Origin of the sequence: Sphingomonas sp. PP-CC-1A-547, assembly GCF_003610375.1 — a bacterium.
In the GTDB taxonomy this organism is placed as follows: domain Bacteria; phylum Pseudomonadota; class Alphaproteobacteria; order Sphingomonadales; family Sphingomonadaceae; genus Sphingomonas.
This window is the reverse complement of the sequence record NZ_RAPZ01000011.1, coordinates 530,194-543,377: the sequence shown is the minus strand read 5'-3', so window position 1 is coordinate 543,377 and position 13,184 is coordinate 530,194. Positions and strand designations below refer to the sequence as shown.

11 protein-coding genes are annotated in these 13,184 nt (G+C 67.1%); 7 read left to right on the top strand and 4 right to left on the bottom strand.

Annotation, left to right across the window (positions count from 1 at the left end; all coding sequences use genetic code 11):
- Window positions 1-47 precede the first annotated feature (47 nt).
- Together C8J39_RS08800 and C8J39_RS08795 are read left to right on the top strand one after the other, a co-directional pair.
- Window positions 48-1,226: a VWA domain-containing protein gene (locus C8J39_RS08800; RefSeq protein ID WP_120300105.1), complete on the top strand. Its 1,179-nt coding sequence runs from the start codon at window positions 48-50 to the stop codon at window positions 1,224-1,226.
- Window positions 1,227-1,316: 90 nt separating this feature from the next.
- Window positions 1,317-1,640 carry a hypothetical protein gene (locus C8J39_RS08795; protein WP_120300104.1) on the top strand — a complete coding sequence of 108 codons (324 nt, stop codon included), beginning with the start codon at window positions 1,317-1,319 and terminating at the stop codon, window positions 1,638-1,640.
- 342 nt (window positions 1,641-1,982) lie between these two features.
- Here C8J39_RS08795 and C8J39_RS08790 read toward each other — a convergent pair whose 3' ends face one another.
- Window positions 1,983-3,125, bottom strand: coding sequence for an anhydro-N-acetylmuramic acid kinase (locus tag C8J39_RS08790; protein ID WP_120300103.1), 1,143 nt, complete (start codon window positions 3,123-3,125; stop codon window positions 1,983-1,985).
- A 93-nt stretch (window positions 3,126-3,218) separates the two neighbouring features.
- On the opposite strand from C8J39_RS08790, the gene rimO reads away from it, so the two are divergent.
- Window positions 3,219-4,574 carry a 30S ribosomal protein S12 methylthiotransferase RimO gene (gene rimO, locus C8J39_RS08785; protein ID WP_120300496.1) on the top strand — a complete coding sequence of 452 codons (1,356 nt, stop codon included), beginning with the start codon at window positions 3,219-3,221 and terminating at the stop codon, window positions 4,572-4,574.
- A gap of 108 nt (window positions 4,575-4,682) precedes the next feature.
- On the opposite strand, the gene C8J39_RS08780 is transcribed toward rimO, so the two are convergent.
- Window positions 4,683-4,829, bottom strand: coding sequence for a lmo0937 family membrane protein (locus C8J39_RS08780; protein WP_107954842.1), 147 nt, complete (start codon window positions 4,827-4,829; stop codon window positions 4,683-4,685).
- 164 nt (window positions 4,830-4,993) lie between these two features.
- Between C8J39_RS08780 and C8J39_RS08775 the strand changes: the two genes are divergently transcribed.
- Window positions 4,994-6,385 (top strand): serine hydrolase, encoded by a 1,392-nt coding sequence (locus C8J39_RS08775; protein WP_120300102.1) that lies wholly within the window; start codon window positions 4,994-4,996, stop codon window positions 6,383-6,385.
- The gene (locus C8J39_RS08770; protein WP_120300101.1) at window positions 6,382-7,767 is read left to right on the top strand and encodes a M17 family metallopeptidase; all 1,386 of its coding nucleotides are present in this window, start codon (window positions 6,382-6,384) and stop codon (window positions 7,765-7,767) included. The genes C8J39_RS08775 and C8J39_RS08770 overlap by 4 nt, the downstream gene beginning before the upstream one ends.
- Before the next feature lie 116 nt (window positions 7,768-7,883).
- Here C8J39_RS08770 and C8J39_RS08765 read toward each other — a convergent pair whose 3' ends face one another.
- Both C8J39_RS08765 and tpiA read right to left on the bottom strand, forming a co-directional pair.
- Window positions 7,884-8,582 carry a hypothetical protein gene (locus tag C8J39_RS08765; protein ID WP_056482189.1) on the bottom strand — a complete coding sequence of 233 codons (699 nt, stop codon included), beginning with the start codon at window positions 8,580-8,582 and terminating at the stop codon, window positions 7,884-7,886.
- A gap of 167 nt (window positions 8,583-8,749) precedes the next feature.
- A complete protein-coding gene (gene tpiA, locus C8J39_RS08760) occupies window positions 8,750-9,493 on the bottom strand; it encodes a triose-phosphate isomerase (protein WP_120300495.1) in 744 nt (247 codons plus the stop codon).
- Between the two features lie 150 nt (window positions 9,494-9,643).
- Here tpiA and C8J39_RS08755 point away from each other — a divergent pair, with 150 nt between their 5' ends.
- A complete protein-coding gene (locus C8J39_RS08755; protein ID WP_120300100.1) occupies window positions 9,644-11,599 on the top strand; it encodes a peptidylprolyl isomerase in 1,956 nt (651 codons plus the stop codon).
- 4 nt (window positions 11,600-11,603) lie between these two features.
- Window positions 11,604-13,097: an anthranilate synthase component I gene (gene trpE, locus C8J39_RS08750; RefSeq protein WP_120300099.1), complete on the top strand. Its 1,494-nt coding sequence runs from the start codon at window positions 11,604-11,606 to the stop codon at window positions 13,095-13,097.
- Window positions 13,098-13,184 lie beyond the last annotated feature (87 nt).

The window sequence follows — 13,184 nt, the reverse complement described above, 5'->3', positions numbered from 1 at the left end:
GGATGCCGGAACGAGCCCGGCATGACGGGGAGCCTTGGAGAGTTACGATGTTCCTGAACTTCCTCGACGAACTCCGCAGCGCCGGCATTCCCGCCAGCCTGAAAGAGCACCTCATCCTCCTCGAGGCGCTCGACGCCGAGGTGATCGAACGGACGCCCGAGGATTTCTACTATCTCTCCCGCGCGGTGTACGTGAAGGACGAGGGGCTGCTCGACAAGTTCGACCAGGTCTTCGCCAAGGTCTTCCGCGGCCTAGCCACGAGCTACGGCACCGTCCCCGGCGAGGTCCCCGAAGACTGGCTGAAGGCGGTCGCCGAGAAATTCCTGACCCCCGAGGAAATGGCCGCGATCAAGTCGCTCGGCTCGTGGGACGAGATCATGGAGACGCTCAAGAAACGTCTTGAGGAGCAAAAGGAGCGCCACCAGGGCGGCAGCAAATGGGTCGGCACCGGCGGCACGAGCCCGTATGGCAATGGCGGCTACAACCCCGAAGGCGTCCGCATCGGCGGCGAAAGCACGCACAAGCGCGCGCTGAAAGTCTGGGACCAGCGCGAGTTCCGCAACCTCGACAACACCAAGGAACTCGGCACCCGCAACATCAAGGTGGCACTCCGTCGCCTGCGCCGCTTCGCGCGCGACGGCGCCGCCGACGAACTCGACATCGACGGCACGATCGCCGGCACCGCGCGCCAGGGCTATCTCGATATCGTCATGCGCGCCGAGCGTCGCAATGCGGTAAAACTGCTGCTATTCCTCGATGTCGGCGGCTCGATGGACCCGTTCGTCAAGCTTTGCGAGGAACTGTTCTCGGCCGCGACCACAGAGTTCAAGAACCTCGAATTCTTCTACTTCCACAATTGCCCGTACGAGGGCGTGTGGAAGGACAATACGCGTCGCTTTGCCGAGCGCACGCCGATGTGGGATCTGCTCCACAAATACGGCCACGACTACAAGCTGATCTTCGTCGGCGACGCGTCGATGAGCCCGTACGAGATCACCCACCCCGGCGGCTCGGTTGAGCATTTCAACGAGGAGCCGGGCGCGGTGTGGATGCAGCGGCTGACGAATACCTATCCGGCGGCGGCGTGGCTCAACCCGGTACCCGAGGCGCAATGGGGCTATTCGCAGTCGGTGCGGATCATCCGCGAGCTGATGACCGACCGGATGTACCCGTTGAGCCTCGCCGGTCTCGACGATGCGATGCGCGAGCTGACCCGCAAGCGGTGACTTCGGCACGGTAAGCCGCTGACCGTAACGGAACCGTCACGGACGCGATCGGTTTATCGGGCATCATCCCTTACCGAAGGACAAGCCCTTATGTCGTCGATCCCCAACTCCGCCATGCCGCACGCCAAGGTCCATCACGACGACGACCACAAGCCGAAGCCCGACGCGAAGAAGACCGCGGCGACCAGCGACTGGGTCGAGGACGCGACCGATGCGGCCAAGGCCGGCCTCGCGACCGCGACGGATGCGGTGAAGTCGCATCCGAAGACCGCGATCGCGGTTGGTGCGACGGTGATCGCGGGGATCGCAGCGGCGATCGCAGCGCCTGCGTTTATGGCCAAGGAAGCGGATAAGAAGGCACCGACGCCGGCCGATCCCAAGCCAGGCAAGGGCAAGAAGGGCAAGGCTGCCTAAGTTTGTTTTCGTAATGCCGGATTTCGGTCCAGCATTACGGCGCTGAAGCTCGGGCTTGGTAAGCGTTGAGCGAGTCAGGCCCGCCAAGAAAACTACCACCCCGGCGAAGGCCGGGGTCCAATTGGAAAGGTCGCGGTAACGAAGCGCGACCTCAATTAGCAACGTAACCCAATTGGACCCCGGCCTCCGCCGGGGTGGAATACTTACATTGAGCAGGCGTTCAGCAAAGCGAGCAACGCCCCTTCTTGTTCTCCCGCGAAGGCGGGAGCCCAGACTGGGCTCCCGCCTTCGCGGGAGAACAAGCTTTAGGCCGGTTTAGGTGGCGTTGGCCTAGCCCCCCCCTCAAACCCGATCCACAACCCCACCAGCCATCGCCACCGGAACCCCGGTCGTCCCCGGAAAGCTGATCGCCAGCCCCTTCAGCGTCCGAACCGCCATATACGCGAATCCCTCGGCCTCCAGCGCATCGCCGTTCCACCCGAGCACATCGGTAGGCTCCACCACCAACCCGGTCCGCTCCGCAATCATCGCCAGCATAGTCGGATTATGCCGACCACCCCCCGCCACCAGCAACCGAACAGGCCGAGCCGGCAAATGTCGCAAAGCCTCCGCCACGGTAGCGGCCGTAAACGCCGTCAAAGTCGCCGCCCCATCGGCCGCCGACAACCCCCGAGCCGGCTGAATCGTAAAGTCATTCCGATCCAAAGACTTAGGCGGAGGAGCATCGAAAAACGGATGGTCCAGCATCGCCGTCAGCACCGTCTCGTCCACCCGCCCGGACGCCGCCAACGCCCCCCCGGCATCATAGCGCGCGCCGGTCTCCGCCTCGACCCAGCTATCGATCAACCCGTTCGCCGGCCCGGTATCGAACGCCACCAGCCCATCGCGGTCCGTCATCTGCGCCCGCTCCGGCGACATCTCGCGCGAATCATGCATGTCGCGCCCGCCGGGAATGAAGGTGATGTTCCCCACTCCGCCAAGGTTCAGCACCGCGACCGGCCCCTCGAGCCCCGCCGCCAACGCCGCATGATACACCGGCAGCAACGGCGCACCCTGCCCACCCGCGGCCACATCCGCCGAGCGAAAATCCGACACCGTCGTGATCCCGGTAGCGCGCGCGACCGCCGCCCCGTCCCCGATCTGCCACGTCCAGCGCCGATCCGGCCGATGCGCGATCGTCTGCCCGTGAAAGCCGATCACATCCACGTCCGCCGCCGCAACCCCCGCATCCGCCAGCAACTTGTGCACCGCAAACACATGCGCGCGCGTAATCAGCTCACCCGCGGCCACCACCGGCGGACTCGCGCGCGGCTTGTCGAACGTCAGCGCCATCCGCGTGGCTTCCGCCAACTGCGCCCGCGCCGCATCCGAATACGGCTCGCCACGAAACGCGATCGGTCGCACGAACGCCTCGCCGTCGGTCTCGATCAACGCCGCGTCGATCCCGTCGAGCGACGTCCCCGACATCAGTCCAATCGCCAGCATATCGGTTCCTTCCGCGCAATCCGCCCACCCATGCAGGATGCATTTTCCACCGCCTAGAAAAAACCGAACTTTGCGCCTATGTGCGCGGTCTTCATGGCAACAACACTCCCCTCCCCGCCGAAGATCGGCATGGTCTCGCTCGGCTGTCCGAAGAACCTCGTCGACAGCGAACGGATTCTCACCCAGCTCCGCGGCGACGGCTACCAGATGTCGCCGGATTACGCCGGCGCCGACATCGTGCTGGTCAACACCTGCGGCTTCCTCGATTCCGCCAAGGAGGAAAGCCTCGAGGCGATCGGCGAGGCCATCGCCGAGAACGGCCGCGTCATCGTCACCGGCTGCATGGGCAAGGAAGCCGACGCGATCCGCGCACGCTTCCCGCAGGTCCTCGCGATCACCGGCGCGCACGAATATGAGCAGGTCGTCGGCGCGGTCCACGAGGCTGCCCCGATGCCGCCGTCGGCGTTCCTCAACCTGATCCCCGACGCCGGCCTGAAGCTGACGCCGCGCCACTACAGCTATCTGAAGATTTCCGAGGGCTGCAACCACCGCTGCTCGTTCTGCATCATCCCGTCGTTGCGCGGTGACCTCGTCAGCCGCCGCCCCGACGCGATCCTGCGCGAAGCGGAGAAGCTTGTCGAAGCCGGCACCAAGGAGCTGCTGGTCATCAGCCAGGACACATCGGCGTACGGCGTCGACCTGCGCCACGCCAGCTGGCCGGTGAAGACCGGTGGCCCAATGTCGCGCAACGAGGCTCGCGAAGTCCGCGCGCACATGACCGATCTCTCGCGCGAACTCGGCAAGATCGCGCCGTGGGTGCGCCTGCATTACGTCTACCCATACCCGCACGTCGACCACGTCATCCCGCTGATGGCGGAAGGCCTCGTGCTGCCATATCTCGACATCCCGTTCCAGCACGCTGCGCCGTCGGTGCTGCGCCGGATGAAGCGCCCCGGCAACGATGCGAAAGTGCTCCAGCGGATCCACAACTGGCGGACGATCGCACCTGATATCACGATCCGCTCGACCTTCGTCGTCGGCTTCCCCGGCGAGACCGAGGAGGATTTCCAGTATCTGCTCGACTGGCTCGACGAAGCACAACTCGACCGCGTCGGCGCGTTCCGCTTCGAGCCGGTCGACGGCGCCGCGGCGAACCTGCTCCCCGACCACGTGCCCGAGGAGCTCAAGGAAGAGCGCTACGCCCGCATCATGGAAAAGACCGCGGCCATCTCCGCGGCGAAGTTGCAGGCCAAGATCGGCCGCACGCTCGACGTGATCATCGATGCGGTCGACGAAGAAGGCGCAACCGGCCGCTCAAAGGCCGATGCGCCCGAAATCGACGGCGAAGTCTTTCTCCGCGACGCCGGCCACCTGAAGGTCGGCGACATCGTCCCGGTCACGATCGAAGACGCCGACGATCACGACCTCTACGGAGTCCCCATCGCCTAAATCCCTCCGTCACCCCGGACTTGTTCCGGGGTCCACCGTTCCGCAAACTCGATAGCATCCGATACGCGGAACGGTGGATGCCGGAACAAGCCCGGCATGACGGAAAAGTCAGACGACGTTGCGACCGGTGAACAGCTTCACCAGAACGACGATGACCGCGATCACCAGCAGGATGTGGATCAGCCCGCCCGCAACATGGAAGGCGAAGCCTGCCAGCCAGAGGATCAGCAGGATGACGGCGATGGTATACAGCATGGTTGTGTCCCCTAAGACGTGAAAAGGCTCCCGGTCGGACGATGAAACGTGCGTGTAACACGGCGTGTTCCGTCAACATTTCTGCCCTAGCCTAACTCCTTCAACCGCCACGGAATAAAAATCACGGCGTTGCGCGCGCACGCCGGTTCTGCTTCGTTGCGCGCATGATCCTCCGCCTTCTCGTCGTCGCCGCGCTGCTCCCCGCTCCCGCCATTGCGCAATCGCTCACCCCCACCGAAACCGCGCAGATCGACACGCTGGTCACCGGCGCGCTCGGCGATACCGGCGTGCCGTCCGCCTCGATCGCGGTAGTGCGCGGCGGGCGTATCGTGTTCGCCAAGGCCTACGGGAAGCCGTCCGAGGCGATCGCCACCGCCGACCCCAAGCTCCCCTACCAGATCGCCTCCATCTCGAAGCAGTTTACTGCCGCCGCGATCCTGTTGCTCGAGGACGAGGGCAAGCTCAGCCTCGACGACACCGTCGCGAAATACATCCCCGGCATCACCGGCGGCGATCGCATCACGATCCGCCAGCTGCTCAGCCACACCTCGGGCCTGCAGGATTACTGGCCGCAGGATTACAGTTTCGCCGCGATGGCAAAGCCCGTCACGCCGCAACAGATCGTAGATCGCTGGGCCAAGAAGCCACTCGATTTCGCACCCGGGACGCAGTGGCAGTATTCGAACACAGGCTACGTCGTCGCCGGCATGATCGTCGAGAAGGTCGTCAAGCAACCGCTGCTGAGCTTCCTCCAGCAACGCATCTTCAAGCCACTCCACATCCGCGCGCTCGACCAGGACAAGGCGATCGGCAAGGCGTTCCCGCAAGGCTATGGCCGCTTCGCACTAGGCCCGGTTCGCCCCGAAACGCCGAGCGCGGACGGCTGGCTATACGCCGCCGGCGAACTCTCGATGAGCGCCGAAGACCTCGCCAAATGGGACGTCGCGCGCCTCAACCGCACCACGCTCCCCGCCGACGACTGGGCCGCGCAAGAAACCCCCGTCAAGCTCGCGGACGGATCGAGCAACGGCTACGGCCTCGGCGTCTTCACCGGCAGCGCGAACGGCCGCCGCTACGTCGAGCACAGCGGCGAGGCGGTCGGCTTCCTGTCCGAGAACACCGTCTACCCCGACGAGAAGGCCGCCATCGTCGTCCTCACCAACAGCTGGTTCAGCGACGCAACGGGCCGCATCGCCGCGGGCGTCGCCAAGATCGTCCTGCCCACCGCACCCGCCAATGCCGAGGACACCGCCGCGCTCGCCCGAGCCCGCGCCGTCTACGACCAGCTCCGCACCGGCACGCTCGACCGCAAAGGCCTGACCGAGGACGCTAACTTTTACTTCAAGCCGGTCGCGCTCGCCGACTACAAGGCCAGCCTCGGCGCACTCGGCGAGCCCACCGCATTCGCACAAACCGGCAAGACCCGCTTGCGCGGCGGCTTCGTCAACCGCACCTACCGCATCACCTATCCCGACCGCACGCTCTCGCTCAGCACCTATGCCGAGCCCGGCGCCAGCGGCCGATACGAACAACTCCTGGTGGCGCCCGCACAATGACCAACTTCGCTTCGATGCTCCAACCCGACCGCGGCCAGCCTGCCCGGACGATCCACGTCGTCCACCCGGACGCGTATGAAGGCTGGCTCGCCAAACAGTCGCAGCGCATCCGCACGACGATCGCCGCACACCGGCTGACCGGCAAGCCCGGCGACCGCGCGGTCCTGCCCGGCGAGACCGCGGACGACTGGTCGATGCTGCTGGTCTGCAACGAAGCCGTGACGTCCCCTTGGCGGATCGCCTCGCTCGGTGCGTCGCTGCCTGCGGGTACCTACCGACTCGCGGAAGGCCCCGTCGGCGCGGCCGGGCTCGGCTGGATGCTCGCCCAGCACCAGTTCACGCGGTACGTGAAGCCCGACGCGACCGGCCCGCGCGTGCTCCTGACCGCGGACGCCGCGCACATCGACGAGACGGTTCGCCTAGCCGAAGCCACCGCGCTCGTCCGCGACCTCGTCAACACCGGTGCCTCCGACATGGGCCCCGCCGACCTCGAAGCCGCCGCCGAGACGCTCGCCAAACGCCACGGTGCGACCGTCACCACCACGCGCGGCGATGCGCTCGCGAACGGCTACCCGATGATCCACGCAGTCGGCCAAGCCGCGAGCAAGGACCGCGCGCCCCGCCTGATCGAACTCGAATGGGGCGATCCCTCGCACCCTCGCATCGCACTAGTCGGCAAGGGCGTCACCTTCGACACCGGCGGCCTCGACATCAAGCCGTCCGCCGGCATGCGGCTGATGAAGAAGGACATGGGCGGCGCGGCGCACGCCCTGGCGCTCGCGAGCCTCGTGATGGCGGCCAAGCTCCCCGTCCGCCTCCATTTGCTGATCCCCGCGGTCGAGAATTCCATCGCCGGCAACGCCTTCCGCCCCGGCGACGTGCTCACCACGCGCAAGGGCCTGACCGTCGAGAACACCAACACCGACGCGGAAGGTCGCCTCGTGCTCGGCGACGCGCTGACCAAGGCGGGCGAGAGCAACCCGGAGCTGATCCTCGACTTCGCAACGCTCACCGGCGCAGCGCGTGTCGCGCTCGGCCCGGACCTTCCGCCGATGTTCACCGACGACGAATCGCTCGCGGCGGACCTGCTCGCATCCGGGCTGGAAGAGAACGACCAGATGTGGCGGCTGCCGCTCTGGAACGGTTATGACGAGATGCTGAAGTCGGACATCGCCGACATGGTCAACGCACCCGATGGCGGGTTCGCGGGCGCGATCACCGCCGCGCTGTTCCTGCGTCGGTTTGTGCCCAAGACCGCCGCGTGGGCACATCTCGACGTGTTCGCATGGCGGCCGTCCGCCAAACCAGGGCGACCGAAGGGCGGTGAGGCTTACGCCCTCCGCGCAGCGTTCGCGATGTTGGCGAAACGATATCGCGCCTAGCCGTTCCCCCGCGGAGGCGGGGGTCCAGGGTTACGAACGCTACCCTGTGAGATCCTGGGCCCCCGCCTCCGCGGGGGAACAAGCTGATGCTTGGGAAAGCGCAAGCGAAGACGACGTCACCCCGTAGCGAACTGCCCGAACGGCAGCAGCTTGTCCGCCAGAGCCTTCGTCGCATTCGCGTCACCAGCCCGCAACGGCACCAGCACCGCCACCGCAGCCTTGCGCACATACCCGTCGATCGCGGTCGGCGTCGGCGCCTTGCTAGCCGTCTCCACTAAAGCCCGTCCCCGAGCATCGTTCGGATCAAGCTCCAACCGCAACAACCCGGCAAGCCCAGCAAACATCGCGCGGTTGCCACCCAGTGCCACCGACCGATCCAGAGCCTCGAACCCGGTAGCCTTCTGCGCGCCCGCCACCGCACGCCCGACGAACCGTCCGAGCTTGGCGATCACCCCGACATGCCATGCGCCAAGCGCAGCCTGCGCCTCCGCATTGCGCGGATAGCGGACGACAAGCGCCTCATATTGCTTCCGCGCGGCGATCGCCTCGCTGCGGTTGCCGAGCAGCTTGGCGCGATACCCTTTTGCCATCGCCTGCATGATCGCGGCCTCGGCGTCGTTCGGCGAACGGCTCAGTGCCTGCCCCGCCGCCGCCGCCGCCCGGTCGATCCGCGCCAGCGCGACATTGCGATCGCGGTCGACGAACCCGGCCTGCGTCAGCAACTCGCGCGGCGTCTCCGCGCGCGCCGCGATCGGACACAGGACGGCGCTCGCGATCAGCGAGGCACTCACGCAACCGGGGAACCACCTGGCCATATCAACCCTCGCACCGATGTTGTTCGATCAACGCCCCGGCCCGAAACTCGGCCGTCGAATCGTTGCACGGACCATAAGACCGCCGTGTTTATCGAGACTTAACACGCTCTACCCGAGATCCGGATCATAAACGTCCAGATCAGGATCAAGATCGACCGGACCGCCCGTCACAACCCCGCCGCTGCCTCGATGATCGGCACGAACTTCTCCGCGCTCAGGCTAGCGCCACCGACCAGCGCCCCGTCGACGTTCGGTGTATCGAGAATCGACGCCGCATTCGCCCCCGTCACCGACCCGCCGTACAGGATCCGCACCCCAGCCGCCGCATCACCGATCAACATCCGCAGTTTCGCGCGCGCAATCGCGTGGATCGCCGCGATCTCGTCCAGCGTCGGCGTCCGCCCCGTCCCGATCGCCCAGCGCGGCTCATAGGCGAGCGTGAACCAGCTCCCGTCAGCATTGTCCGGCACCGACTTCTCGATCTGCGCCTGCACGACACGTTCCGCACGATCGGCGTCTCGCTCCGCCTCGGTCTCGCCGCAGCACAGGATCACGTTCAGCCCCTGCCGCTGCGCCGCCGCCGCCTTCGCCCAAGCGTCGTGGCTGGTCTCGTGCTGGTCCGCGCGACGCTCCGAATGGCCGACGATCGCGAAGCTTGCGCCGACTTCCTTGACCATCGACGCCGAAACGCACCCGGTATGCGCGCCCGAATCCGCCTCGTGCACATCCTCCGCGCCGATCGCCAACCCCGGCACGCGCTGCGACGCCGCGTCGATCAGCGTGAACGGCACCGCCACCGCGACATCAACGCCCGGCGCCGCAGCCGCTGCCGCCGCGATCGTATCGAGTTCGGCCAGCGCCGCGCGCGACCCGTTCATCTTCCAGTTTCCGGCTACAAGCTTACGCCGCATCGTCATCTCCCGCGTGTTTTGCCCAGCGATAGCGCCGCACCCGCCCCGCACAACCCCACACAACCCCAAGCAACGTTGCGCGCCCGACTTGAAGAGCCGCCCTCGCCCCCGTAAAGCAACCGCGTTCCCATCCCTGTCGATCGGCTGTCCATGCTCGCTTTCTTCCGCCGCCTTACCCATTCGAAGGTCGGCGTGATCATCACGTTCCTGGTACTCGGCGTGATCGCGCTCGCGTTCGCGGCGGGTGACGTCACCGGGCTCAGCTCGATGACCGGCGGTGCCGGGATCACCGGCGGCGACGTCGCCAAGGTCGGCAAGGCGGACGTGACCGCGAACCAGCTCAAGACGCAGGCACAGACCGAGATGGAGGGCTTCCGCCAGCAGCAGCCGACGCTCGACATGGCGACCTTCGTCAACCAGGGCGGCTTCGACGGCACGCTCGACCGGATCATCTCCAGCATGGCGCTCGAACAGTTCGGCCGTGCGCAGGGCATGGTCGTCAGCAAGCGCGCGATCGATGGCCAGATCGCCAGCATTCCCGCGTTGCAAGGCCCGACCGGCAAGTTCGACGAGAATCTCTACCGCCAGGTGCTTGCCCAGCGGAAGCTGACCGACGCGCAGATCCGCAGCGATATCGAGCGTGACACCTTCGCGCAGCAGCTGACGCTGCCCTCGAACGGCGCGACCCAGGTCGCCAGCCAGCTCGCGCTGCCTTACGCGTCGCTGCTGCTCGAAAAGCGCACCGGCACGATCGGCTTCATTCCTGCCGCCCTCGTCCCCGCCGGCCCCGCGCCGAGCGATGCGGACCTCAACACCTTCTATCAGCGCAACATCGCGCGCTATACCGTCCCCGAGCGCCGCGTCGTCCGCTACGCGATGATCACGCCCGAGGCCGTCAAGGCACAGGCCGTCCCGACCGACGCCGAGATCGCCAAGACCTATCAGCAGGACAGCGCCCGCTACGCCGCGACCGAGAAGCGCGACATCACGCAGGTCGTCGTCGCCGACCAGGCCGGTGCCGCCGCGATCGCCGCCAAGGTGAAGGGTGGCGCCAGCCTCGCCGACGCCGCCCGCGGTGCCGGTCTCGAAGCATCGACCCAGGCCGGTGTCGAGAAGGCCGCCTATGCCGGAACGACGTCCGCGCAGGTCGCCGATGCCGTCTTCGCCGCCGCCAGCGGTGCAGTGATAGGCCCGGTCCGCACGCCACTCGGCTGGACCGTCGCCAAGGTCGACAAGATCGAAAAGGTCGCGGCGCGTTCGCTCGATCAGGTGCGTGGCGAAATCGCTGCCGCGCTCGGCATCCGCAAGTCGGCCGAGGCGCTCTCGGCGATCCACGACAAGATCGACGATTCGCTGTCGAAGAACGCGACGTTCGACGAAGTCATCGCCGACCAGAAGCTCGCGGCCGTCACCACGCCTGCGCTGATCGCCAGCGGCCTCAACCCCGACGACCCCGCCAGCAAGCCCGACCCCGCGCTTACGCCGCTCGTAGCCGCAGCGTTCCAGGCTGCCGATGGCGACGGCCCGCAGCTCGTCCAGGTCGGCACCGATGGCGGTTTCGCCGTCGTCGCGCTCGGCCGCGTCGTCCATTCCGCCCCGCGTCCGCTGGCACAGGTTCGCGCCGCGGTGCTCAAGGACGTGACCGCCGATCGCGCTCGCCAGGCCGCCCGTCGTGTCGCTGGCGAAGTGCTCGCGCGCATCAACAAGGGCATGCCGATCCAGCAGTCGTTGGCGCAGACCAAGCTGCCGATGCCGCCTGCCCGTACGCTGACCGCCGCCCGTGCGCAGCTCGCCGCCGATCCGCGCGGCGCACCGCCCGCGCTCGCGCTGATGTTCGGCATGGCACCGAACACCGCCAAGACGCTGGCGGCGCCCGACGACAGCGGCTGGTTCGTCATCAAGCTCGACAGCGTCCAGAGCGGCAACGCGACCGGCAACGACGCGGCGATCAAGGCAGCACGCGGCAATATCGCCCGCTCGGTCGGTCGCGAATATGTCGAGCAGTTTGCCAAGGCGGTCCGTGCCGATGTCGGCGTGAAGACCAACCCGTCCGCACTCGCGCGCGTCCGTGCCGACCTGCTCGGCCAGGGCAGCGCCGGGAACTGATCGCATGACCAGCGCGCGTGAAGCCTTGGCCGAAGGGCGTCCCGCGCTCGTCTGGCGTCGACAGGTCGCCGACACCGAAACGCCGGTCGCCGCCGCGCTGAAGCTGATCGAGCCGGGACGTGGCGACTTCCTGCTCGAATCGGTTGAGGGCGGCGAGACCCGGGGCCGCCACAGCCTGATCGGCCTCGCCCCCGATCTGCTGTTCCGCGCGCACGGGCATCACGCCGAGATCAATCGCCACTGGGCCACCGATCGCGAGACGTTCGCGCCGTGCCCCGTGCCTACGCTCGATGCTCTCCGCGCGCTGGTCGCCGAATGTCGCGCTGACGTCCCAGCCGAACTACCACGCGCGCTCGCCTGCCTAGTCGGCTATTTCGGCTACGAGACGATCGGGCTGGTCGAAACCCTGCCGCAGCCGTCGGTAGATCCGCTCGGCCTGCCCGACATGATCTTCGTACGCCCGACCGTCATCCTGGTGTTCGACCGCCTGACCGACGCGCTCTACCTCGTCGCACCCGCCTGGCCCGATCCAGCCCGCGATGCCGACGCGATCGTGACCGAGGCCGAAGAGCGGCTTGACACAGTGGCCGCCAAGCTCGCCAGCACGCCCGTCCCCGCACCGATCCGCGCCGATGTCGCCGAACCGACTTACACGCCCGCGCTCCCCGAAGGCCGCTACGGCGAGATGGTCGCCGCCGCGAAGGACTATATCCTCGCCGGCGACATCTTCCAGGTCGTGCTCGCCCAGCGCTTCAGCACGCCATTCGCGCTGCCGCCGTTCGAGCTCTACCGCTCGCTACGCCGGATCAACCCGTCGCCGTTCCTCTACCACCTCGACCTGCCCGGCTTCGCGCTGATCGGCTCGAGCCCGGAGATCCTCGTCCGCGTCCGCGACGAAGAGGTGACGATCCGCCCGATCGCCGGCACACGCCCCCGCGGCAAGACCGCCGCCGAGGACGAAGCGAACCGCGTCAGCCTGCTCGCCGACCCCAAGGAGCGCGCCGAACACCTGATGCTGCTCGATCTCGGCCGCAACGACGTCGGCCGCGCCGCGGCGCCGGGGTCGGTTAAGGTGACCGCCAGCTACGGCGTGGAATTCTACAGCCACGTCATGCACATCGTCTCGAACGTCGTCGGCACGCTGTCCCCCGACAAGGACGCACTCGAAGCGCTGTTCGCCGGGTTCCCGGCCGGGACGGTCAGCGGCGCGCCTAAGGTCCGCGCCTGCCAGATAATCGCCGAACTGGAGCCCGAACGCCGCGGTGCCTATGCCGGCGGGGTCGGCTATTTCTCGCCCGACGGCTCGATGGACTCCTGCATCGTGCTGCGGACGGCGGTCGTGAAGGACGGCACGATCCACGTCCAGGCCGGCGCCGGCATCGTCGCCGACAGCATCCCCGAATACGAACAACGCGAATGCGAAGCCAAGGCCGGCGCGATTCTCGCCGCGGCTCGCGAGGCTGTCAGCCGGGCGAAAGCTCCGGGCTTCGGTAAGTAGGCCTACCCGATAACGCCACCCCGGCGAAGGCCGGGGCCCAATTGGGAAGGTCGCCGTAACGATGCGCAGCCTCAGCTAACACCGTCC